The sequence below is a fragment of the Pseudomonas sp. HP_01 genome (assembly GCF_055284355.1).
In genome coordinates this window covers 40,343-63,116 of sequence record NZ_JBTOPV010000045.1, presented here as the reverse complement: position 1 = coordinate 63,116, position 22,774 = coordinate 40,343, and the positions used below count along the sequence as shown (strand labels likewise).

At 60.3% G+C, this 22,774-nt stretch carries 18 protein-coding genes; 9 read left to right on the top strand and 9 right to left on the bottom strand.

Annotated elements, in window-relative coordinates; translation table 11 throughout:
• Position 1: 1 nt before the first annotated feature.
• Together pfkB and ptsP are read right to left on the bottom strand one after the other, a co-directional pair.
• Positions 2-940 carry a 1-phosphofructokinase gene (pfkB, locus tag ACYAR8_RS20195; RefSeq protein WP_463580865.1) on the bottom strand — a complete coding sequence of 313 codons (939 nt, stop codon included), beginning with the start codon at positions 938-940 and terminating at the stop codon, positions 2-4.
• The gene (ptsP, locus tag ACYAR8_RS20190; RefSeq protein ID WP_463580864.1) at positions 940-3,801 is read right to left on the bottom strand and encodes a phosphoenolpyruvate--protein phosphotransferase; all 2,862 of its coding nucleotides are present in this window, start codon (positions 3,799-3,801) and stop codon (positions 940-942) included. Before ptsP ends, pfkB begins: the two co-directional genes overlap by 1 nt.
• A 352-nt stretch (positions 3,802-4,153) precedes the next feature.
• Between ptsP and cra the strand changes: the two genes are divergently transcribed.
• From cra to ACYAR8_RS20175, 3 genes are all read left to right on the top strand, one after another.
• Positions 4,154-5,149 (top strand): catabolite repressor/activator, encoded by a 996-nt coding sequence (gene cra, locus ACYAR8_RS20185; RefSeq protein WP_074886504.1) that lies wholly within the window; start codon positions 4,154-4,156, stop codon positions 5,147-5,149.
• 5 nt (positions 5,150-5,154) lie between these two features.
• Positions 5,155-5,934: a TatD family hydrolase gene (locus ACYAR8_RS20180; RefSeq protein ID WP_074886507.1), complete on the top strand. Its 780-nt coding sequence runs from the start codon at positions 5,155-5,157 to the stop codon at positions 5,932-5,934.
• A 93-nt stretch (positions 5,935-6,027) separates the two neighbouring features.
• Entirely contained in the window at positions 6,028-6,456 is a 429-nt protein-coding gene (locus tag ACYAR8_RS20175; RefSeq protein WP_463580863.1) for a low affinity iron permease family protein, read from the top strand.
• Between the two features lie 439 nt (positions 6,457-6,895).
• Here ACYAR8_RS20175 and garD read toward each other — a convergent pair whose 3' ends face one another.
• The 3 genes from garD to kdgD form a co-directional block, all read right to left on the bottom strand.
• Positions 6,896-8,449, bottom strand: a complete 1,554-nt coding sequence (gene garD / locus ACYAR8_RS20170) for a galactarate dehydratase (RefSeq protein ID WP_108120831.1) — start codon at positions 8,447-8,449, stop codon at positions 6,896-6,898.
• A gap of 12 nt (positions 8,450-8,461) precedes the next feature.
• Entirely contained in the window at positions 8,462-9,832 is a 1,371-nt protein-coding gene (locus ACYAR8_RS20165) for an MFS transporter (protein ID WP_074886513.1), read from the bottom strand.
• 174 nt (positions 9,833-10,006) lie between these two features.
• Positions 10,007-10,918: a 5-dehydro-4-deoxyglucarate dehydratase gene (kdgD, locus tag ACYAR8_RS20160; RefSeq protein WP_074886516.1), complete on the bottom strand. Its 912-nt coding sequence runs from the start codon at positions 10,916-10,918 to the stop codon at positions 10,007-10,009.
• A 675-nt stretch (positions 10,919-11,593) separates the two neighbouring features.
• Between kdgD and ACYAR8_RS20155 the strand changes: the two genes are divergently transcribed.
• From ACYAR8_RS20155 to ACYAR8_RS20145, 3 genes are read left to right on the top strand one after another with little or no spacing between them, the layout of a single operon-like run.
• On the top strand, positions 11,594-12,094 hold the full coding sequence (locus ACYAR8_RS20155; RefSeq protein WP_065990148.1) for an Hcp family type VI secretion system effector: 501 nt from the start codon (positions 11,594-11,596) through the stop codon (positions 12,092-12,094).
• A gap of 26 nt (positions 12,095-12,120) precedes the next feature.
• Positions 12,121-12,651 (top strand): DUF2778 domain-containing protein, encoded by a 531-nt coding sequence (locus tag ACYAR8_RS20150; protein ID WP_463580862.1) that lies wholly within the window; start codon positions 12,121-12,123, stop codon positions 12,649-12,651.
• Positions 12,648-12,947, top strand: coding sequence for a hypothetical protein (locus ACYAR8_RS20145; protein ID WP_074886525.1), 300 nt, complete (start codon positions 12,648-12,650; stop codon positions 12,945-12,947). Before ACYAR8_RS20150 ends, ACYAR8_RS20145 begins: the two co-directional genes overlap by 4 nt.
• Positions 12,948-13,012: 65 nt before the next feature.
• Here the strand turns inward: ACYAR8_RS20145 and ACYAR8_RS20140 are convergent, their stop codons facing one another.
• The 4 genes from ACYAR8_RS20140 to ACYAR8_RS20125 form a co-directional block, all read right to left on the bottom strand.
• Positions 13,013-13,762 (bottom strand): FadR/GntR family transcriptional regulator, encoded by a 750-nt coding sequence (locus ACYAR8_RS20140; RefSeq protein WP_463580950.1) that lies wholly within the window; start codon positions 13,760-13,762, stop codon positions 13,013-13,015.
• 105 nt (positions 13,763-13,867) lie between these two features.
• A complete protein-coding gene (locus tag ACYAR8_RS20135) occupies positions 13,868-15,604 on the bottom strand; it encodes an ABC transporter ATP-binding protein/permease (RefSeq protein ID WP_463580861.1) in 1,737 nt (578 codons plus the stop codon).
• A gap of 101 nt (positions 15,605-15,705) precedes the next feature.
• The gene (locus tag ACYAR8_RS20130; protein WP_463580860.1) at positions 15,706-16,266 is read right to left on the bottom strand and encodes a response regulator transcription factor; all 561 of its coding nucleotides are present in this window, start codon (positions 16,264-16,266) and stop codon (positions 15,706-15,708) included.
• Positions 16,263-17,519, bottom strand: coding sequence for an ATP-binding protein (locus ACYAR8_RS20125; protein WP_463580859.1), 1,257 nt, complete (start codon positions 17,517-17,519; stop codon positions 16,263-16,265). Before ACYAR8_RS20125 ends, ACYAR8_RS20130 begins: the two co-directional genes overlap by 4 nt.
• 207 nt (positions 17,520-17,726) lie before the next feature.
• Here ACYAR8_RS20125 and ACYAR8_RS20120 point away from each other — a divergent pair, with 207 nt between their 5' ends.
• From ACYAR8_RS20120 to ACYAR8_RS20110, 3 genes are all read left to right on the top strand, one after another.
• The gene (locus tag ACYAR8_RS20120) at positions 17,727-18,443 is read left to right on the top strand and encodes an SIMPL domain-containing protein (RefSeq protein WP_074886537.1); all 717 of its coding nucleotides are present in this window, start codon (positions 17,727-17,729) and stop codon (positions 18,441-18,443) included.
• Positions 18,444-18,693: 250 nt separating this feature from the next.
• Entirely contained in the window at positions 18,694-20,871 is a 2,178-nt protein-coding gene (locus ACYAR8_RS20115; RefSeq protein WP_463580858.1) for an HET-C-related protein, read from the top strand.
• Between the two features lie 112 nt (positions 20,872-20,983).
• Complete coding sequence (locus tag ACYAR8_RS20110) at positions 20,984-22,582, top strand: ABC transporter substrate-binding protein (protein ID WP_074886653.1); 1,599 nt, start codon at positions 20,984-20,986, stop codon at positions 22,580-22,582.
• The last annotated feature ends 192 nt before the right edge of the window (positions 22,583-22,774 follow it).

Here is a 22,774-nt window from a genome sequence, read left to right as displayed (position 1 = left end):
GTTATGCCGTCAGGATGCGGACGTTGACGCCGCTTTCCAGACGTTTCAATTGCGCCGGATCATTGATGCCGAAGCCGATCTGAGTGACGGCCATGGCCGCAATGGCCGTGGCAGTCCGCAAGGTTTGCTCGGGTTTGTGCCCAGACAGCAAGCCGTGAACCATGCCGGCCAGCAGCGAGTCCCCCGCGCCGACGGTGCTGGCGACGGTGACTTTGGGCGGCAATGCCTGCAAGGCCACGTTGGAACTGAACCAGTGAACGCCTTCCGAGCCCTGGGAAATCACCACATGCTCGATGCCACGCCGGCGCAGGTCCGCCGCCGCTTCCGCTTGCGCGGCGATGGAAATGATCGGCGCATCAAGGGCGTCGGCCAGTTCTTCGGTGTTGGGTTTAATCATCCACGGCGACGCTTCCAGTCCGGCGCGCAACGCTTCGCCGCTGGTGTCCAGGGCCACTTTCAGGCCCATCTCGTTGAGGCGCAGCAACAGGGTTTTCAGCCACTGGGGGCTGACGCCACGGGGCAGACTGCCGGCCACGACTACCGCATCAAAACCCGACGCGATCTGCTCGATCCGAGCGGCCAGCGCTTGTTGCGCCTGCGGGCTGACTTCCGGGCCCGGGCCGTTGAGGTCGGTAATGCGCCCACTGCTTTCCGCCAGCTTGATGTTGCTGCGCGTCTCGCCCGGCACCCGCACGAATTCGTCGACGAAGCCGCGCTTGGCGAACAGGGTTTCGAACGGCTGCTGGTTATCGACGCCGAGGAAGCCCGCGACGGTCAGCTCGTGCCCCAGATCAGCCAGCACCTGCGCGACATTTATCCCCTTGCCCGCCGCGTGGCTGAGCATGGCGTCGCTGCGGTTGACCTGGCCGATCTGCAAGGGGCCCAACTGCACGGTCAAGTCCAGCGCCGGGTTCATGGTCAATGTCAGAATTTTCGCCATTACAGCCCCTCCACGAGGGCACGCACGTCCGCCGCGCTGCCAACGGCCAAGGCCGCCTGCGCAAGTTTCCGGGCTTCGATCAGATTCAATTCACGGACGCAGGCTTTGACTTCGCCGATGCTCCGCGCCGAGACGCTCAATTCATCCACACCCAGACCGACCAACACCGGCACCGCCAGCGGATCGGCGGCCAATTCGCCGCAGACGCCCACCCATTTGCCATGGGCATGGGCCGCGCGCACGGTGATGTCGATCAGTTGCAACACCGCCGGGTGCAGACCATCAGCCTGAGCGGACAGGGTCGGGTGACCGCGATCAATGGCCATCGTGTACTGGGTCAGGTCGTTAGTGCCGACACTGAAGAAGTCCACTTCCTTGGCCAGCACCGGCGCCAGCAACGCCGCCGACGGCACTTCGATCATGATGCCCAATTGCAGGTCGGCAACGGGGATCTCCAGACGCAGACGCTCGGTCATGTCGCGGGCCTGACGCCACTCTTCAACGGTACCCACCATCGGGAACATGATGCGCAGCGGGCGATTGTCTGCCGCACGCAGCAAGGCGCGCAGTTGGCTTTCCATGATGTCCGGGCGCTGCAGGGTCAGGCGAATGCCGCGCACGCCGAGAAACGGGTTTTCTTCTTTGTCGATGGGCCAGTACGGCAGCGGTTTGTCGCCGCCGACGTCCAGGGTGCGAACCACCAGCGGGCGGCCGTCGAGATCAGTGAGCACGCGGCGGTATTCCGCTTCCTGGGTCGCTTCATCCGGCGCGGAACTGTGGGCCATGAACAGCAATTCGGTGCGCAGCAGGCCAATCCCTTCGGCGCCCTGCTCCACTGCTGCCGGCGTACCGGCGCTGTCACCGATGTTGGCGAAGACCTCAACGGCATGGCCGTCCTGGGTGATCGCCGGCTCCATGCGCAGCGCGGCGGCAGCCTTGAGGCGTTGCTCGCGGGTGTCGCGGTCCCGCAAGGCGCGCTGCAGGGTCGCTTCGTCCGGCGCGACGTCGAGACGCCCGCGCTGGCCGTCGATCAACAGCTGCGTGCCGGATTTGATCAGCAACACCGCATCGCCCGCACCGACCAGCGCGGGAATGCCCAACGCCCGGGCAACGATTGCGCTGTGGGCCGTGGCGCCGCCGCGCGCGGTGAGAATACCGGCGACACGGGCAGGGTCCAGACGGGCGACGTCGGACGGACCGACTTCGTCCATCACCAGAATGTAAGGTTCTTCCGGCTCGACCAGGTCCTCGACGCCAAGGATCTGCGCCAATACGCGGCGACCAACATCCCGCAGGTCAGCGGCACGTTCGGCCAGCAGCGCATCTTTGAGCTGTTCCTGCTGACGGGCGGCGGCCTCGATGACGTTCATCCATGCCGCAGCCGCGCTTTCGCCCTGTTTCAGGCGCTGCGCCACTTCGTCGACCAGTTCGGGGTCGGCGAGCATTTCCTGGTGGGTGACGAAAATCTCGCGAATGGCCTTCGCCGTACTGCGCTGAATCAATTGCTCGATGTCGATGCGCACCTGCGCCAGCGCGCTGTGCAGACGTTCGTGTTCGACGCTTTGCGATTCGCCCTGGGCCGGGTAATCGAACACCGGCAGAACATGCACGTGGGCCGGGCCGAAGGCGATGCCGGGCGCTGCAGGAACGGCCTGAATCTGTGCGCCTGGAGCCGGCGCGCTGAGGGTTTTCTCCACAACTGCCGGTGCGGCTGCGGCTTCGGTGTGGGTCGGCAACGGTTGAATTTCTTCGCCCAGGCCTTCGAGGACCGCGGCGATCAATGCAGGCAACGCGTCGGCAGCAATCGTCGGCTCGGCGATGAACTCAAGGGTCTGACCGCGCTGCACGCCGAGGCTCAGCAGTTTGCTCAGGCTCTTGGCCGACACCGGATTCTCGGTGCCGTCGACAATGCGCACACGGATGTCGCCATCAAAACCCTTCGCCAACTGCGCGAGGATTTTCGCCGGACGCGCATGCAGGCCGTGGGCATTGGCCAGGGTCACTCGCTCGCTCGGCCAGTCCGGCGGTACTTCGCCGCCCAATGCCTGAAGCACGGCGCGGCTGCTGGTCGCCTCACCCAGGACGTGGCCGCGACCTTCGATCAACAAAGCGCAAAGGCGTTCGAGCAGTGCCTGGTGGGACTCGCCCAGACTGGCGAGGCAGAACAGGCCGGTCAGCGACTGGCCCAGATGACGCATGGGTTTGTCCGGGGTGACGAACGCCAGGCCGGGTTTGTTGACCATCTGTTCGCTGTGCAGCCACCAGAGGCCTTCGCCCAACGGCAGCGGCTCGACCTGCTGCAGCACCGCTGCGAAACCGTTGTTCACGCACTCCGCCTTGCGCAGCAGACGGGCGCCGCGCCAGACCAGTTCTTCGAAATCATCGACCATGACGCCCAGGCTGATCATCTGCGCATCGAGGGCCAGTTCCTGGGGCGCGCCTTGCAGCAGTTTGAGCAGCGACTCGGGATCCTTGGCCTGACGCAACGCTTCGCCCAGGTCGTTCTCGCCGAGGGCGCGGGTCAGTAGCTGGAGCAAGCGAAGGTGTTCGTCGGACTTGGCGGCGATGCCGATGGCCAGATAGACCATTTGCCCGTCGCCCCAGTCCACCCCTTCGGGGAATTGCATCAGGCGCACGCCAGTGGCGAACACCTGGTCGCGGGTCTCTGGCGTGCCATGGGGAATGGCAATGCCCTGCCCCAAAAAGGTCGAGCCCTGTTGCTCACGCGCTTGCAAGCCTGCAAGGTAGCCGGCAGCCACCAAGCCGTCGGCAACGAGCAAGTCAGCCAGCAGTTGCAACGCGGCGGGCTTGTCCACCGCCGACTGGTCCATGGAAATTTGCTCTATGGTCAGCTCGAGCATTGCGTTCTCCTGTGCTGCGCGGGGTCGCGCCAGATTCTTGTTGTAGGACCGGTCGTACACACCGATGACTGACGGTTTGCGAATATTGAATGCGGCATTCAGAGGTCCGATTGGGCAAAAAGTGCCATAAACAGGCCTGCTGAATCGTTTAATCTGAAGTGCCGCGCACGTTACTTGATAATTCCGGCGGTTTGAAGCTCATCCGGTCGAATCGTGTAGGAAACATCCCGTGCGGGTCACAAGCTTCCTACGAGGCGACGGTCTGCTGTCATGATGGCTGTTAATCGGTGAAAATCCCTGCCACGGTAGTTCAGCTCCCACTTTTGCTTCTCATCACGAAAGGATGCCCGGCTTGAAACTCAGTGATATTGCGCGTCTGGCCGGTGTTTCTGTGACCACGGCCAGCTACGTGATCAACGGAAAGGCCGAACAGCAACGCATCAGCAGTGCAACGGTCGAGCGCGTGCGGGCGGTGGTCGACGCCCATGGCTTCAGGCCCAACCCGCAGGCTGCCGGGCTGCGCAGCCGGCATACCCGAACACTGGGCTTCATCCTGCCCGACCTGGAAAACCCCAGTTACGCGCGCATCGCCAAGCAATTGGAACAGGGCGCCCGCGCGCGCGGTTACCAATTGCTGATCGCCAGTTCAGACGACGATCCCATCAGCGAGTTGCAGCTGTTGCAGCTTTTTCGTGCGCGACGCTGCGATGCGCTGTTCGTCGCCAGTTGCCTGCCGGCCAGCGATGACAGCTACCGTGCGCTGCAGCAGCAAGGGGTTCCGGTCATCGCCATCGACCGCGAAATGGACCCGGCGCACTTCTGTTCGGTGGTCAGCGATGACCACGACGCCAGCCAGCAACTGACCCGCAGCCTGCTGGAGATAAAACCTCGACATATCGCCCTGCTCGGCGCGCAGCCGGAGCTGAGCGTCAGTAAGGCTCGGGCAAAGGGCTTTGAAGACGCGCTGGAAGGTTTCGAAGGCTCGGTGATCATCGAACACGGCGACGCGTTCAGCCGTGACTGCGGCCTGCAACTGGCCAGCGTTATGCTCGATCGCCTGGGTTATTTCCCCGATGCACTGATCACGACCTCCTACGTCCTGCTGCAAGGGGTCTTCGACTTGCTGCACCAGCGCCGCCTGAACCCGGACCAACTCCACCTGGGCACGTTCGGTGACACTCAGCTGCTGGATTTCCTGCCGTTGCCGGTCAATGCCATGGCTCAGCAGCATCATCTGATTGCCGAAAAGGCGCTCGCGCTGGCGTTGTCGGCCATCGAGCAGGATCAGTACGAGCCGGGCGTGCATGCCATCGTGCGGACATTCAAGCAGCGGATTCACGAGGCGTAAGCAACGTGCGACTGATCGACACCCACACGCACCTGGATTTCGACGATTTCGACGCCGATCGTGATGCAGTCCTCGCCAACAGCATGCAGCTGGGTGTCGAGCGCATCGTGGTGTTGGGCGTCTATCAGCGCAATCTGCAGCGAGTGTGGGATCTGGCGCTCAGCGAGCCTTCGGTGTATGCCGCGCTGGGCTTGCACCCGGTCTTCCTTGAAGAGCATCAGCCCGAGCATGTGCAGCAATTGCGCGACTGGCTGACGCGGCTGGCCGGGCATCCCAAGTTGTGCGCCGTGGGCGAGATCGGCCTGGATTACTACATCGAATCCCTCGACCGCCCGCAACAACAGACCTTGCTCGACCAACAACTGCAAATGGCCGCCGACTTCAACCTCCCGGTCCTGCTCCACGTGCGCCGCAGCCACGCCGACACCATCGCTGCGCTCAAGCGTTTCAGGCTCAAGCGCTGTGGCATCGTTCACGCCTTCGCCGGCAGCCGCGAGGAAGCGCGCGAGTACATCAAGCTGGGTTACAAGCTGGGGCTGGGGGGTGCAGCGACGTGGCCGCAGGCTTTGCGCATGCATCGGGTGATCGCCGACCTGCCGCTGGAGAGCGTGGTGCTGGAAACCGATGCACCGGACATGGCGCCAGCGATGTTTCCAGGCATGCGCAACAGCCCAGAGCATCTTCCCGATATCTGCGCGGCCATCGCCGAACTCATGAACATACCTGCCGACACGCTGGCCGCGGCGAGCACCAGCAACGCGCGGGATGTGTTCGGCTGGGACTGAAACCTGTCGCCAATTTCATGTTGTAAGAAGAAATTTCAAAGACTTAGCGTGGTCCCTTGGGTATCTCTCTTGGTCAACGAAGGAAACCCGTTAATGAAATTCTCGAAGTTCGCGCAGGCTCTGTCGCAGTGGTCCGGCAGCCCACGAACCTTCCTCGTGGCGATTGCGCTGATCTGTGTGTGGGCTGTGACCGGGCCGTTATTCCACTACAACGACACTTGGCAGCTGATCATCAACACGTCCACGACCATCATCACCTTTTTGATGGTTTTTCTGATTCAGAACACCCAGAACCGCGACACCGATCAGATGCATATCAAGATCGACGAAATGCTGCGCGTGACTAAAGACGCGCAGAACGCCGTGCTGAGCCTCGATAACCTCAACCAGCGGGAATTGCACGCGCTTCGCAAGAAGTACATGGCAATGGGCGAAGGCGTGGAGTTTGATCACACCGAGGCGTTTCCGGAGCCGGAGCCTGAGGCGGGTGAGGAGAAGGGAGAGTTGGTGACGAGCCGCTGATGCGCCAGGGCTCACATACTGTGGGAGCCGCTTGCTCGCGAATGGGTTGGTCAACAATATTTGCGTTGTATGGTTTGACGCGTTCGCCAGCAAGCCGGTGGGTCAGCGATGGCAGTGTTGCCTGAGCCTGCGCATTCGCGGGAAAGCGCGCTATTACAGTGGATCGGCATCAAACCTGGAGTCTGAGTTGTATGAAGATCCGTAGGAGCCGGCTTGCTGGCGAAGGCGGTGGGTCAGCGATGGCAGTGTTGCCTGAGCCTGCGCATTCGCGGGCAAGCGCGCTCCTACAGTGGGTCGGCATCAAACCTGGCGTCTGAGTTGTATGAAGATCCGTAGGAGCCGGCTTGCTGGCGAAGGCCGTGGGTCAGCAACGAAAGTGTCGTCTGACCCTATGCGTTCGCCAGCACGCCGGTTCCCTCGGCGTTGTAGCGCGGATTGCTTAGGTAATCGGCGCCGGGTTGAACAGGGTGATGTCGTTGTGCAGACGGTAGTGCTCGGTCCAGGTCTTTTTCTTGCCGCTGGCCACGTCCAGATAGAAGTGGAACAGCTCCCATCCCAAGTCCTCGATGCTTGCGCGCCCGGTCGCAATGCGCCCGGCATCGATGTCGATCAGGTCGGGCCAGCGCTGGGCCAGCTCGGTGCGGGTCGACACTTTCACCACAGGTGACATCGCCAGACCATACGGCGTACCGCGTCCAGTGGTGAACACGTGCAGGTTCATCCCGGCCGCCAGCTGCAACGTCCCGCAGACAAAATCGCTCGCCGGCGTTGCGCAGAAGATCAGGCCTTTGCGGGTCACCCGTTCGCCAGGGCCAAGTACCCCGTTGATCGCGCTGCTGCCGGACTTGACGATCGACCCAAGGGACTTCTCCACAATGTTCGACAACCCGCCCTTCTTGTTCCCCGGCGTGGTGTTGGCGCTGCGGTCCGCTTCGCCCTTGGCCAGGTAACGGTCGTACCAGTCCATTTCGCGAACCAGGCCCTCAGCCACTTCCATGTTTTCGGCACGTGAAGTCAGCAGGTAGATGGCGTCACGCACCTCGGTTACTTCCGAGAACATCACGGTCGCGCCCGCGCGCAGCAGCAAGTCCGAGGCATAACCCAATGCGGGGTTGGCGGTGATGCCGGAAAACGCATCGCTGCCGCCGCACTGCATGCCCAGAATCAATTCCGACGCCGGCACGGTTTCGCGACGGCGCTGGTCGAGCTTCTTCAGGCGCGTCTCGGCCAATTCCATGATCTGCTCGATCATTTCGTTGAAGCCGTGCTTGGAATCCTGCAAGCGATACAGCCAGGGTTCGCTCAGATCGACCGAGGCGTCGTCGCTGTGCATGACCTGATCGGCCTGCAACTTCTCGCAGCCCAGGCTGATCACCAGCGCCTCGCCACCCAGGTTCGGGTTGCGCGCCAGATTACGCACGGTGCGGATCGGGATGTACGCGTCCTTGGCAGTGATGGCGACGCCACAGCCGTAGCTGTGGGTCAGCGCCACCACGTCATCGACGTTCGGGTATTTGGGCAGCAGCTCTTCGCGGATACGCTTGACGGCGAAATCCAGAACCCCGGTGACGCACTGTACGGTCGTGGTAATGCCCAGGATGTTGCGCGTGCCGACGGTGCCGTCGGCGTTGCGGTAACCCTCGAAGGTGAAGCCTTCCAGCGGCTCACCCCTGACCGGCACAGCATCGGACATCGGCAGGCTGTCCAGCGCCGGCGCCGATGGCATGCGCAGCTGATCTTCCTTGACCCAACTGCCCTTCGGGATCGGCTGCAGCGCATAGCCGATGGTGTGGCCGTAACGAATGATCGGCTCCCCTTCGGCGATGTCCACGGTGTTCACCTTGTGGCTCTGCGGCACGTTGTCGACGGTCACCAGACCGTTATCGAATTCAGTCCCCGCGGGAACGCCCTGGTCATTGACCACGACGACGACGTTATCAAGCGCATGCAGGCGGATGTAACGCGGCGAGTCGGCATGCTGGATCAAGTTCATCACGGTTTTTCCTCAGAGTTTCGCTTGAGAAAGCTCGGCTTCACTGGCCGGCAAGGCACCCTTCTTTGGGGTTTCCTTGAGTTCTACACGTTTGATTTCACCGACGATGAAGATGTAGCTGATCACCGCCACCAGCGCGTTGGCGCCGACGAACACCAGGGCCCATTTGAACGAACCGGTGGTGCTGATGATGTAGCCGATGACGATCGGGGTGGTGATGGAAGCGATGTTACCGAACATGTTGAACAGACCGCCGCTCAAACCGGCGATTTGTTTCGGCGATGCGTCGGACATGACCGCCCAGCCCAGTGCGCCCACGCCCTTGCCGAAGAAGGCCAGTGCCATGAAGCCCACCACGACCCATTCGATGTCGACGTAGTTGCAGGTCACGATCGAGGTCGACAGCAGCAAGCCACCAATGATCGGTGCCTTGCGTGCGAAGGTCAGCGAGTGGCCCTTGCGCAGCAGGTAATCGGAGATGATCCCGCCCAGCACGCCGCCGATGAACCCGCAGATGGCCGGCAGCGAGGCGATGAAACCCGCCTTGAGGATGGTCATGCCGCGTTCTTGAACCAGGTAAACCGGGAACCAGGTCAGGAAGAAGTAGGTGATACCGTTGATGCAGTATTGAGCCAGATAGATGCCGAGCATCATGCGGTTGGTCAGCAACTGACGCACGTAGTCCCATTTCGGACCGCTGGCGGAGCCTTTGCCCTTGTCCTGATCCATGTCGACCATGCCGCCGTTGTTGGCAATGTGATCGAACTCTTCCTTGTTGATTTTCGGGTGGTTGCGCGGGCTGTGGATAACTTTCAGCCAGATCAGCGAGAACAGGATGCCGATGCTGCCCATCACGATGAACACGTGCTGCCAGCCGAAGGTGTAAACGATCCAGCCCATGATCGGGGCGAACAGCACGGTGGCGAAGTACTGCGCCGAGTTGAAGATCGCCGAGGCCGTGCCGCGTTCAGACGTCGGGAACCAGGCCGCCACGATACGGGCGTTGCCGGGGAACGACGGTGCTTCGGCGAGGCCGACCATGAAGCGCAGGGCGAACAACAGGAAGATGGCGGTCGAGAGACCGAACTCACCGACGTAGCCTTGCAGCACGGTGAACAGTGACCAGGTGAAGATGCTCAGTGCATAGACTTTCTTTGAACCGTAGCGGTCCAGAAGCCAGCCGCCGGGGATCTGGCCAGCGACGTACGCCCAACCAAATGCGGAGAAGATAAAACCGAGGGTAACGGCGTCGATGCCGAGGCTTTTTTGCAGGCTGGAGCCCGCAATGGCGATGGTTGCACGGTCGGCGTAGTTGATCGTGGTCACCAGAAACAGCATGAGCAAGATCAAATAGCGGACGTGCGTCGGCTTGGTTTTCTGCATGTTCGAAACTCCCACTAATTATTTTTTTGTGCGGGTAAACGATCTTATGTGTGTGCTGCTCGCCCCTGCCCCTAAAACAGATGCGATTTGAAGCGGTGCTGCCAGGTATCCGTTAGCGAAACCCCGAGGGCAAAAAACCGCTGATCACTCAGCGGTTTTGCGGCGACTGGGCGGTTACTGCTTGCCCTGCTTGTCCATCAGTGCAGCCAGCATGTCCACTTCGTCCGACGTCAGATCAGTCAGCGGAGCGCGGACCGGACCTGCGTCGTAACCGGCAAGCTTGGCGCCGGCCTTGACGATGCTCACGGCATAGCCGTGTTTGCGGTTACGGATGTCGAGGTACGGCAGGAAGAAATCGTCGATCAGCTTGCCGACGGTCTCGTGATCGTCTTTGGCGATGGCGCGGTAGAAGTCCATCGCCATCTTCGGCAGGAAGTTGAACACCGCCGAGGAGTAGACCGGCACGCCCAGCGCCTTGTAGGCGGCGGCGTAGACTTCTGCGGTGGGCAGACCACCCAGGTACGAGAAGCGGTCGCCGAGACGACGGCGGATCGAAACCATCAGTTCGATATCACCCAGGCCGTCTTTGTAGCCGATCAGGTTAGGGCAACGCTCGGCCAGTTGCTCCAGCAGCGAAGGCGTAAGGCGGCAGACGTTACGGTTGTAGACGACGACGCCGATCTTGACCGATTTGCAGACCGCTTCAACGTGGAGGGCAACGCCGTCCTGGCTGGCTTCAGTCAGGTAATGAGGCAACAGCAGCAGGCCCTTGGCACCCAGACGCTCGGCTTCTTGAGCCATCTGAATGGCCTGGCGAGTCGGGCCACCGACGCCCGCCAGGATTGGCACGCTGGTTTCGCAGGTGTCGACGGCAGTCTTGATGATTTCGGAGTATTCGTCGCCGGTCAGGGAGAAGAACTCACCTGTGCCGCCCGCGGCGAAGAGAGCGGAGGCGCCGTAAGGAGCGAGCCATTCCAGACGCTTGATGTAGCCAGCGCGGTGGAAGTCGCCCTGGGCATTGAAATCGGTAACCGGAAAGGACAGCAGACCGTGAGAGAGGATGGACTTCAGTTCTTGTGGATTCATTATTCGAACACCCTGGGGAGCTATTTTTGTGGATGAAGCACCAGTCCTGTGCTGATGTCGTAAGTCATCGTACAACTGGTAGGGAGATCACTCAATAGCGTTTTGAAATATTTATGACGGGCGAGGATGAGTGGTGCCTGGCTGATGTGGCCATGGGCAGCGGCGCCTGCTTATCACATGCCGCATTCGCCCCAAGGGCTGCGCTAAATGGCGCTATTTGCAGGAGTGAGCTTGCTCGCGAACGCATTTCTCCAGACACCGCTGCGCTGAATGACACGCCGCATTCGCGGGCAAGCGCGCTCCTGCATTTGATCAGCGTCGCCTGAGGATCCGCGACTCGTCGCAGGTTGTAGGAGTGAGCTTGCTCGCGATCTGGCGCGAAGCGGCAGCATCCTTGTGAATGCGGCATGTCGGAAAGAACCGCAGCTTCAGCTTTACGACTGCTGCGCAGCCGATCGCGAGCGAGCTCACTCCTACGGCATATGGCCAAAATCAAACGCTTTCACCGCCCTCTCGGATTATTCCGTAGTCCAGTGATCCAGACGTTGTAGTCCTTCTCTGAAACTGCTCGCGCACCTGCCTGGAAAACCTTCTGCAGGGCACAGCACGTCGATAAAGTCGTTGCGGTTCAAATTCAAATTCTTAATCACCGCGAACCGCAAGGAACGAAACGAAATGGCAATTGATGCATTTTTGAAAATGGCTGACATCCCGGGTGAGTCACTGGATGCCCAGTTCAAAGACTGGATTGAGATGGAAGACTTTGATGTCGGCGCCAGCCAGTCAGCCTCCGCAACCACGACGAGCTCGGGCGGGGCCAGCAGTGGCCGCGCGAAAATGAGTGATTTGTACTTCCGAAAAGCTGTCGATAAAGCAACACCTAAGCTGCACGAAGCCTGCTGCAGTGGCAGGCACTTCAAAGAAGTGACCATCGCGTTAAATCGGGCGGGCAACGACAAGATCAAGTACTTGGAAATAAAGCTTGAGGAAGTGATTGTTTCGTCAGTCTCGCTGAATGGCAACGGCAGCAAAGAAACCGGTTTCCCCACTGAAACAGTCCGTTTGAATTACGCACGGATCAAGATGACCTACATACAGCAGAAGCGCTCCGATGGATCAGGCGGCGGCCAGATAGTCGGGGGCTGGGATGGTGTTGCGAACAAGGTATACGCGTAACGCCGACCCGTTGGAGGATAGCTGACATGGCTGGTAAAAATGAGCGGAACCCGAATATTGCTTACTGCACCTATGTACTCAACGGCGAGCCGTTGAGTGAGTTGACGTGTGAGGGAAGAAGTTACGAAGCGTTTTCCGGAGATGTTGCGACGTACGTTAATAATGCACGCTATCAGGATGTAGTTAAGGAGGGGCCTTTGCCCCTCGGCAGGTATTACATATTAGACCGAGAATCTGGTGGCATGCTGGGCTGGATCAGACAACCAGTTAAAGACGTATTTGCAGGAAGTGACAGGAGCGAGTGGTTCAGCCTTTACCGAGACGACGGCGAAGTGGACGACCAGACGGCTATCAACAACATTCAGCGAAGCGCGTTCCGGATTCATCCGGTTGGACCACAGGGAATTAGCCAGGGCTGCGTGACCATGACATCGAAGTTGGCATTCGATGAGCTACGTCGATCCTTGAGAAATCTGCCAGGGGAAATCTTGCCTAGCACAGGAATCAAATACTTCGGAGTGTTGGATGTGCTGGAAAACTCTCAGGGGGCCAAATGATTAGAATGCTGGCGATATTCCTGCAAATCATCTTCACACTTACGCTTTCGATATTCCTCGAACGCTGGGTGATGATTGGCGGACCGATGAAATGGATACTTCACACTGAAACCGGGATGAATGCTTATGTATGGCTACTAACGCTCTTCAATTTGGAGGGTCTGGAAGACGGCGAAGACATGCTCATTCTCTTGACGCTCAGCGTGACGCTTATCGCTTCAACGCTGACATGCGTAGCGCTCACCAAGGCCCTGCGAAAATGGAGACGCGCACCGATCGATCCAAACGTCGAATAACCCAGCCATAAGCTTGTTCGATCAAGGGCACCGCAGCAATGCGATCCCCTATCAATCAATCCACCTCAAGCCCGCTGCGATTCAGCCTCTTCATGGGCATGGCGCAGGCGTTCGCGGCTGTTGGTCAGGTGCAGGCGCATGGCGGCGCGGGCGGCATCGGAGTCCTGGCGCGCGATGGCGTCGTAGATTTCCTCGTGCTCGCGGCTCAGGCGGCTCATGTAGTGCTGGTTGTCGTCGTGGGCCAGGCGCGCTGAGTTCAGACGGGTGCGGGGAATGATGCTGGTGCCCAGGTGATTCATGATGTCGGTGAAGTAGCGGTTGCCGGTCGACAGGGCGATTGCCATGTGGAACTGGAAATCAGCACCCACGGCATCGCTGGCATGGGCCGCGCTTTCGTTGAGCGCATCGAGGGCGGCGCGCATGTCGGCCAGTTGTTCGGAGGATCGGCGCTGAGCGGCAAGGCCGGCCGACTCGACTTCCAGGCTGATGCGCAGCTCAAGAATCGCCAGAACATCACGCAGTGTCACGATGGTCGCGGGATCGATACGGAAACCGCTCGGGCTGGGCGTGTCGAGGACGAAGGTACCGATACCGTGCCGGGTTTCCACCAGCCCGGACGCCTGCAGACGCGAGATGGCTTCGCGTACGACGGTACGGCTGACGCCCTGCTCTTCCATGATGGCAGACTCGGTGGGCAACTTATCGCCGCGCTTGAGTCCGCCACTACGGATGCGCTCGGAGAGTTCGGTGACCAATTCCTGCGCAAGACTGCGGTGCTTTCGGCGGGCGCGAGGCGGAGCGCTCTGATTTTCCATATCCAACATGCATCTCTAAATACGCTGAACGCTGATGATAGCTCACCGGGTTGTGTGATCACACAACAACCCCGATGAGGCGCCGGGTTTTACGGCACTTTACGCTTAAAGTGCCGTTTCAGTCAGCGGCTGCTCATGCAGCTGACCGCCGTCGATGCGCAGGTGCCGACGATGGAAGCGCTTGAGGCTGCTGCGATGGCCGATACTGAGCAAGGTCACACCCGGCAACTCGTCCAGCAACGCCTGATACAGCGCGGCTTCATCTTCTTCATCCATCGCTGAAGTCGCTTCATCCAGGTACAGCCAGTCCGGCGCGAACAGCAGGGCGCGGGAGAACGCGACGCGTTGTTGCTCACCCGGTGACAGCATGCGCTGCCAATGTTCGCTCTCGTCCAGTCGAGGGATCAAATGACCGAGGCGGCAAGTTTCCAGCACTTGCGCAAAGCGTTCGGCAGGATAGACTTCGGGCGCCTGGGGATAACTCAGCGCCTCGCGCAGCGTGCCAATGGGCAGATACGGTTTTTGCGGCAGGAAGAACGCACGCCTGGACGGTAATTTCACCGCACCGTGGCCTTCTTTCCACAACCCGCCCATCGCCCGCAGCAGCGTACTTTTGCCACTGCCGGAGCGGCCGCTGAGCATGACCTTCTCGCCTGCTGCAATGCTGATGTTGGCGTTTTGCAGCAACTGGCGACCGCCTGCAAGGGACAGCGCCAGGCCTTGGAGCTGCAAGGCGTCGCTGTCATGACTGACCTTGATGGCCGGTACGCGCGCTTCGTTTTCGTCCATGGCCTGACGGAAGCTGAGCAAACGATCACAGGTGGCGCGCCACGACGCCAGCTGGGTGTACGCGTCGATGAACCAGCTGAAATTCTCCTGCACGTTGCCGAACGCCGAGTTGATCTGCATCAGCTCGCCCAGTTCGATCTTGCCGGCAAAATAACGCGGCGCGGCCACGACGAAGGCGAAGACGATTGCGATCTGCGAGTAACCGGCGGTAAAGAACGTCAGGCGCTTCTGCACCTTCATGATCGTCCGGAAGTTGCTCCAGACCATGCCGAAGCGCGCGCTCAGGCGCTGATTTTCGTTGGCCTCGCCGTCGGACAGGGCGATGCTTTCGGCGTTTTCGCGAACGCGCACCAGCGAGAAACGCATGTCGGCTTCGTAACGCTGTTGCTGGTTGCTCAGGACGATCAGGCGTTTGCCGATCAGGTGGGTCAGCAAGCTGCCGACCGCTGCATAAATAAGCGCGGCCCAGAACATGTAGCCGGGAATGGTGATGCCAAACAGCTCGATGCTGCCGGACACGCCCCACAGAATCACCGAGAACGACACCAGACTGACGACCGTACGCAGCAGGCCCAGGCTCAGGCTGAGGGTGTCGGACGTGAAGTTGTTGAGGTCTTCGGACAGACGCTGGTCAGGGTTATCGGTGTAACCGCCCTGCTCCAAGCGGTAGTAGTTCTTGTGCGCGAGCCATTTGGCGAAATGCTGCTCGGTCAACCAGCGACGCCAGCGGATGGTCAGCATCTGGGTCAGATAGAGGCGATACACCGCGCCGAGAATGGCGATGGCGGCAATGCCGCAGAAGTACAGGATCAGGTGCGTGAAGGCCCCAAGATCCTTGTTCTGCAGCGCGTTGTAGAAGTCGCGGTACCAGCTGTTGACGAGTACCGAGATGAACACGCTGAACAGCGAGAGCACGATCACTGCGATCAGCAGCACCCAGGCCATGCCTTTTTCTTCGCTGCGCCAGTAGGGCGTCACCAGCTTCCAGACCCGGGAAAAGAAATTCCCGTTTACAGCGTCATTGACCCTGGATTCGTCTACATCAAAATTCATGGCAAAAAGCTCGGCAGCGGGCAGTTATAGGCGTTTGGCGCCAATGTGCCAGACGCCACAGACGATCTTCCATGAATAAATCTTTAAGAAGCAGTCCCTGCTTAACGACGGACCGGGCGCTTCTGCAACTTGCGCTGCAACGTGCGCCGATGCATGCCCAAGGCACGCGCCGTGGCGGAGATATTGCCCTCGTGCTCGGTCAGCACGCGCTGAATGTGCTCCCACTGCAAGCGGTCCACCGACATCGGGTTTTCCGGCACCAGTGTGTCCAGGTCGGCATGCTCGGAGAGCAGCGCTGCCAGCACGTCATCGGCATCGGCGGGTTTGCACAGGTAGTTGCAGGCGCCACGCTTGATCGCTTCGACCGCCGTGGCGATGCTCGAATAACCGGTCAGGATCAGCACGCGTATTTCCGGGTCCAGTTCCAGCAACTTGGGCAACAGCACCAGCCCTGAGTCGCCTTCCATTTTCAGATCGACGGCGGCGTAGTCCGGAATGTCCTGCTGCGCGAGGGCCAGGCCCTCGTCGGCGGAACCGGCGGTGCTCACGCGAAAGCCACGGCGCGCCATGGCCCGTGCCATCACGCGGGTAAAAGTGGCGTCGTCGTCCACCAGCAGCAGGTGCGGCAATTCTTCGCCTTCAACCTGGATTTCGTCAGTCATGCTTCATCTCCTCGTGCGTCACGGGGCAGGCGCAGCTCGGTAAGCGTGCCGCCTTCCTCGTGAGGATAGAGTTTCACCGAGCCGCCCGCGCGGGTCACGCTGGCCTTACTCAAGAACAGGCCAAGGCCGAAGCCTTTGCCCTTGGTGGTAAAAAAGGGTTTGCCGATCTGCTCGGCAATGGCCAACGGGACGCCGGCGCCATGATCGCGGATGCTGAGGCGAATCTCGGTGGCGGTCCAGTCCAGATTCACCTCGAGCCCTTCGGCGCAGGCATCGGCGGCGTTATTGAGCAGGTTCAGCAGTGCCTGGGTCAGGTCCGGCGGCGGCGCCAGCTTAGGCACATCGCCTTGCCCCAGACGCTGAAAGCGGTAAGTAGCTTCCGGGCGCATCAGGTGCCAGCGATTGAGCGCCTGATCGAGCCAGTGTGTGACGGTCTGTTCCTGGACCGAAAGCCGACGATTCGCTTCGGCGGCACGCACTAGTTGCTGCAACGTCTCTTTGCACAGCTTGACCTGATCCTGCAGCACCGAGAGGTCTTCCTGCAACGCAGGGTCCTTGTGGTCCTGCTGCATTTCCTTGAGCAGCACGCTCATGGTCGCCAGCGGCGTGCCAAGTTCATGGGCGGCGCCGGCGGCTTCGGTCGCCACCGCCAGCAATTGCTGATCGCGGGCGCCTTCTTCGCGGCGCAAGGCACGCATGTGTTCCTGACGGCGCAGCTCTTCGGCCATGCGCGCAGCAAAAAAAGTGATGACCCCGGCCGCCAGCGCGAAGCTAAGCCACATGCCGTAGATCTGCATGTTCTCGCGGGCCACGAAGGCATTCAGCGGAAAGAACTTGGCCAGCATCAGGGTATACAAGGCCAGCGCGATGCCCGACAGGATCAGCGAGTAACGCCAAGGCAGCGTCACGGCGGCGATGGTCAGCGGCACCAGGTAATAGGAAACGAACGGGTTGGTCGAGCCGCCGGAGAAGTACAGCAGCGCGCTGTGGATAAAAAGGTCGAACGCCAGTTGCACCGCGTATTCGAGCTCGGTCACCGGCCACGAGGTGCGCAATCGAATGGCCGTCAGCAGGCAGACGATCGCCGAGAAACCCAATGTGATGTCCAGCTGCAGCCAGGGCAGCGGCAGCAGATCGAACAGATAGGCGAAGCCTACCGAGCCGGCCTGGGCACCCAGCACCAGAATGCGGATGAACGTCAGGCGCCAGAGGTTCTGACGGGTAGCGGAAAGCAGTTGCAAGGGGGCGAGCATGAGCTCTCCTGATGAGCGCTCCAGGCGAATCGGAGCGAGTATAACCAATGGGACAACAGTTGCCGTCAAAGTGCGTCAAAGCGCCACATCCATTTGAGGTCCGCAGGCGTATTCAGGAACAAGCCTCCGGGTTCACAGTCTCATGGGCATCCGTCGGCCAAGGGATTGCAATACGCCCCGCGACGGTTCGCCAAACAAGGAGTTTTTATGTTCAGCCTTCGCCCTACTGCCACATTGTTCACCCTCGGCGCACTCGCGCTGGCCAGCACCCCCGCCCTCGCCGACGACGTTCACTACAACCAGGTTTCGGTCCGCGCCGAGGTCAGCCAGGAGGTGCAGCGCGACCTGATGACCGTCACCCTCTACACCGAAGCGCAGAACACCGACCCCGCCAAACTGGCGGCCGGCGTTACTGAAACCCTGAACAAGGCCCTGGGCGAAGCGCGTCAGGTCAAGGACATCAACATTCGTCAGGGCAGCCGCAACAGCTACCCGATCTACGACGACAAGGGCCAGAAGATCACCGGCTGGCGTGAGCATGCCGAAATCCGCCTGGAAAGCGCCGACTTTGCTGCACTGTCGAAGCTGACCGGTGACCTGCTGGGTGGCGACATGAAGATGGGCGGCATGGACTTCTCCATTTCCAACCCTGCGCGCAAGACCAGCGAGGACACGCTGCTCAAGGATGCCGTCACCGCGTTCCGCGCCCGCGCGAAACTGGTCACCGACGCCTTGGGTGGCACTGGCTACAAATTGGTCAACCTGAACCTCAACACCTCAGGCTTCCCGCAGCCTTACCTGCGAGCGCCGGTCATGATGATGAAGGCCGAGCGTGCCGACGCCGCGCCGACTCCGGATGTCGAGGCTGGCACCAGTCAGGTCAGCGTGGCAGCCGACGGCGTCATCGAAGTCGCTATCCCTTGATGTACACGGCGGCAGCCGATGGCTGCCGCTCTCTCCCTCCCCTCCCCCCGCTTTTTTCCGGCGATCCCGTCGCCCCTTCCCCATCAGCGCGGCACCCTTCTCCTACGGCTCAGGGCGATTCGCCCGATTTTCACGCTGGCCGGAATAAATAGAATTGTCTCCGGAAACACACACTTAACGCGCACTCAAGGCCGCCTGTACTTTAAGTGCACGGCCGTGCGCAGCTAATGATTCAAGGAAGAATCCAATCATGCCTTTTCAAGCACAACCCGTAATGCCGGTCGATATGACCGCCCGCACCCTATGCAGTACCTTCGCGCTGGACCTGCTGACCCAAGTGGCCGAAAACCTTGCCCCAGACGCTTTTGCCCTGGAAATGAGCAACGTCTTCGGCAACGACATCCCACCTCACCTCTACCTGAAACTGCAGGACAAGCTGCAGGCCGGTGAAGTGGTCAACCCTGAGGTACTGCTGGCATGGGAGCTGGGCTTCGAAGCCGACTATGACAACCGCGAGCGGGTCATCCGCGTCGATTGGGCATTTTTCGCACGCATGACCGTCGATCCGCAGCACTACTGGTGGTTGGCGACCGCGCTGGTCCACGAGTTCGGCCACCACATCGATAATGTCCTGCGTCGAGAACTGAGCAAAGAGCAACCGTCCGCCGCAACCGACGCGCCCTTCGAAGAAGGCCACCTGTTCACCTTGTGGCTCACCGAAGCTGCCCGCCCGAGCCAGGACGATCTGACCTTCGCGACCTATTCCGAAGTGACCTCTACAGGCCCGGTCAATGATTACGCGATTTCCTGGCAGCAAGCCTGCCAAGCCATTCGCGATTATCTGGCCTCGACCGATCTGCGCTTCGAGCCATCCCACAGCCATTGCGATCGTGAAGCCTTCGAAGCCGGCAACGCAGAGGCAAAGGGCAGCACTCACCAGACGATTGAATGGGTCCTTCGGGATTTCAACTTCAGTCAGAACGAGATAGACGCGGTTTACTTCGGCAACTGGCTGCGGGACTACTCCCAGGTCGTCGATCCCAAGATCACCCGCGCAGCGGACATGCCAAAAGAATTTCCCGCGACCCTGTCCCGCGAGAGCTGGACCGACCTCGTCGATGTGCTGGCCGCTAAAAAATTCTTCGACCTGCGGATGCGCTATCCGAACGAAATGAAGGTCACGCCGCACAAGCTTGGTGTTTATCGTCCGGCGGAGCACATCGACAATCCGTTGGCCATCGACCCGCCTTTCCCGGACCCGAAAGTGCGCGACCCGGACTTCGAAGCCTGGGTGCTTCCCGGCGACCCATCCCTGGGTGCGGACCGAGACACGTCGATGAAGCGTTACATCGGCAACGCAGTGGGCTACATGGAAAAGGAGCTGCGTCTTGCCATGAAGCAGGGCCGTTCCCTTGACGGACTGCGCAGCTTCGGCGCCGCGCTGCATGTGCTCGAAGACCTGTTCGCCCATTCAAACTTTGCAGAGCTGAGCCTGATAAAAGCCGGGCATGTCAGGGTTCTGCCCTGGACAACGCCTACACACGTCAAATGGAATCTGCCGCTGGTCACGGGCACGTTCGGGGCCACCGACGTGATCGCCAGTCTGGCGGGACCGCTGGGCAAAATCCTCTTTTCCACCCGGGAGCTGGAGTTCGAGCTCACTCAGCCAGGCTATCGTTCGGACCGGGATAAAGTAATGCTGGTGTTACTCAGCGAACATCCTGATCAGGATTACTTCACTGCGTTCAACGCGCTGCTGACGGCCAGGGACGGCCTGGTGACGCTTGCGAAGAAAATGGGCGTAGACACCCTCAAGTTCTATCGCTGGCTGATCAATACCCCGGCGGGCATTCTGCTGAACGCCTACAACAGTGCGGCGCAAGGTGTTCTGACCTGGATCGGCAACAGTGTCGACGACGCGCAAACGCTGCTGGGCAGTGACCCGAACGTCGATGCGGACCTTGAACCGAGCCATTCGCAACTTTCCAAAGATCACGCCGAACACCCGCTTCACGATCTGGCGGCGCTGCTCGCTACCGAGGCCGTGCGCAAGGTTGCCCAGTCCACGGTCGATTACTGGGCTGGCAAACCCGGGGCCGATCCGGTGGCCGTCGCGTCGGCATTCTTCTGCCATCCCGCCGACAGCGAATGGCAGTACCCGATCGTCACGGCATGGGCGGACAGCAATCCGGCGGAAATCGCCCGCAGTGAATCGAAGAGCGAGCTGGACAAGACCCAGCAGGAGGCGATCGACGAACTTCGCGCCATCCAGACCACACTCTTCAAGGACAGTCAGCGTTATCTGGACTACGTTTTTAACAGCAAGGATCCGCAGCCGTCAGACTTTCAGGGCTATCTTGAGCAAGCATTCATTAAGCTGGTTGCCAACACACCCTGGTGGAAAGAGCTGCAAACGCTCATCAAGTAATAAGCTTATGAATTTCCGTGGCTTGTTGCCCAAGTGAGCTGTGCGGCATTCTTGGCGGTCTATCATCCCGACGATGAATTCAGGCATGAGTGCCGCACTTTATGAGGTTCACATGGACACAACCTTCAAACCCCTGCTCCTGGCGGCCGCAATGGCGCTGTGCGTTCCCTCGGTGCAGGCGGCCAGCACCCTTGTCTACTGCTCGGAAGCCAGCCCTGCCGGTTTCGATCCCAGCCAGTACACCAGCGGCACCGAGTTCGATGCGTCAGCAGAGACCGTCTTCAATCGCCTGACTCAGTTCAAGCGCGGCGGCACGGACGTCGAGCCCGGCCTTGCAACCAAATGGGACGTGTCCGACGACGGTTTGACCTACACCTTTCACTTGCGGCCAGGCGTGAAATTCCACACCACGGACTATTTCAAACCGACCCGCGACTTCAACGCCGATGACGTGCTGTTCACCTTCAACCGCCTGCTGAACCCGGACGACCCGTTCCGCCAGGCGTACCCGTCGGAGTCGCCGTACTTCACCGACATGGGCATGAACACCACCATCAAGCAGGTCGAAAAGGTCGACGATCAGACCGTCCGCTTCAAGCTGAACAACATCGATGCCGCGTTCATCCAGAATCTGGCGATGAGCTTCGCCTCGATTCAATCGGCTGAATACGCCGCGCAACTGATCAAGCAGGGCAAGGCCGGCGACATCAACCTGAAGCCGATCGGTACCGGGCCCTTCGTGTTCAAGCGCTATCAGAAAGACGCGCAGATTCGTTACGTCGGCAACACGCAATACTGGAAGCCGGAGGACGTGAAGCTCGACAACCTGATCTTCTCGATCAACACCGACGCCGCCACCCGCCTGCAGAAGCTCAAGACCGGCGAATGCCAGATCAGCGGATACCCGCGCCCGCAGGACATCGAAGAAGCGCAGAAGGACCCGAACCTCAAGGTGCTGAGCCAGGCCGGTTTCAACCTGGGGTTTCTCGCTTACAACGTGACCCATCCACCCCTCGATCAGTTGAAGGTGCGTCAGGCGCTGGACATGGCCATCGACAAGCCGGCCATCATCAAGGCGGTTTATCAGGGCGCCGGGCAGCTGGCACAAAACGCTCTGCCACCGGCGCAATGGAGCTTTGATCCGAACATCAAGGACGCGCCCCACGATCCAGCGAAGGCAAAGCAGCTGCTCAAGGAAGCGGGCGTTGCACCAGGTACTCAGATCAACCTCTGGGCGATGACCGTGCAGCGAGCCTCCAACCCGAATGCGCGCATGTCGGCGCAGATGATCCAGGCGGACTGGGCGAAGATCGGCATCAAGGCGAACATCGTCAGCTATGAATGGGGCGAGTACATCAAGCGCGCCAAGGCCGGCGAGCATGACGTGATGATCTACGGCTGGACCGGTGACAATGGCGACCCCGACAACTGGCTCGGCGTGCTGTACAGCTGTGGGGCGGTGAAGGGCAGCAACTACGCGAAGTGGTGTAACCCGGCCTACGACAAGCTGGTGACCCAGGCCAAGCTGACCAGCAACCGCGATGAGCGCATCAAGCTGTACAAGCAGGCGCAAAACATTCTGAAAAACGACGTGCCGATCACCCCGATCGCCAATTCCAAAGTGTTTCAGCCGATGCGCAAAGAGGTTCAGGATTTCAAACTCAGCCCGTTTGGCCTGACCCCCTTCTACGGCGTGAGCCTTTCCAAATAATCAGCTCAAACCAACAGCGAAGTAACACTTGTTGACCGAAGCGGGTGCAATCGTCACGTTGCGATGCACCCTTTTGGTGCTGCAAAGATATCGATATGCGACACGCAAACGTTCAACAGCGTCAGAAATTACACTTATGCGACATTCGTGTACGTTCGTGCCACTGTTTGTCGCCTTGCTGGCGCCAACATC

Bases quoted from the DNA above. Each gene is read 5' to 3' on its own strand.
- ACYAR8_RS20175 (WP_463580863.1), top strand. From the start codon at position 6,028: ATGAAATTCTCGAAGTTCGCGCAGGCTCTGTCGCAGTGGTCCGGCAGC.
- ACYAR8_RS20140 (WP_463580950.1), bottom strand. From the start codon at position 13,762: ATGGAAAATCAGAGCGCTCCGCCTCGCGCCCGCCGAAAGCACCGCAGT.
- ACYAR8_RS20125 (WP_463580859.1), bottom strand. From the start codon at position 17,519: ATGCTCGCCCCCTTGCAACTGCTTTCCGCTACCCGTCAGAACCTCTGG.
- ptsP (WP_463580864.1), bottom strand. From the start codon at position 3,801: ATGCTCGAGCTGACCATAGAGCAAATTTCCATGGACCAGTCGGCGGTG.
- ACYAR8_RS20150 (WP_463580862.1), top strand. From the start codon at position 12,121: ATGGCTGGTAAAAATGAGCGGAACCCGAATATTGCTTACTGCACCTAT.
- kdgD (WP_074886516.1), bottom strand. From the start codon at position 10,918: ATGAATCCACAAGAACTGAAGTCCATCCTCTCTCACGGTCTGCTGTCC.
- ACYAR8_RS20165 (WP_074886513.1), bottom strand. From the start codon at position 9,832: ATGCAGAAAACCAAGCCGACGCACGTCCGCTATTTGATCTTGCTCATG.
- garD (WP_108120831.1), bottom strand. From the start codon at position 8,449: ATGAACTTGATCCAGCATGCCGACTCGCCGCGTTACATCCGCCTGCAT.
- pfkB (WP_463580865.1), bottom strand. From the start codon at position 940: ATGGCGAAAATTCTGACATTGACCATGAACCCGGCGCTGGACTTGACC.
- ACYAR8_RS20155 (WP_065990148.1), top strand. From the start codon at position 11,594: ATGGCAATTGATGCATTTTTGAAAATGGCTGACATCCCGGGTGAGTCA.
- ACYAR8_RS20115 (WP_463580858.1), top strand. From the start codon at position 18,694: ATGCCTTTTCAAGCACAACCCGTAATGCCGGTCGATATGACCGCCCGC.
- ACYAR8_RS20135 (WP_463580861.1), bottom strand. From the start codon at position 15,604: ATGAATTTTGATGTAGACGAATCCAGGGTCAATGACGCTGTAAACGGG.
- ACYAR8_RS20110 (WP_074886653.1), top strand. From the start codon at position 20,984: ATGGACACAACCTTCAAACCCCTGCTCCTGGCGGCCGCAATGGCGCTG.
- ACYAR8_RS20130 (WP_463580860.1), bottom strand. From the start codon at position 16,266: ATGACTGACGAAATCCAGGTTGAAGGCGAAGAATTGCCGCACCTGCTG.
- ACYAR8_RS20145 (WP_074886525.1), top strand. From the start codon at position 12,648: ATGATTAGAATGCTGGCGATATTCCTGCAAATCATCTTCACACTTACG.
- ACYAR8_RS20120 (WP_074886537.1), top strand. From the start codon at position 17,727: ATGTTCAGCCTTCGCCCTACTGCCACATTGTTCACCCTCGGCGCACTC.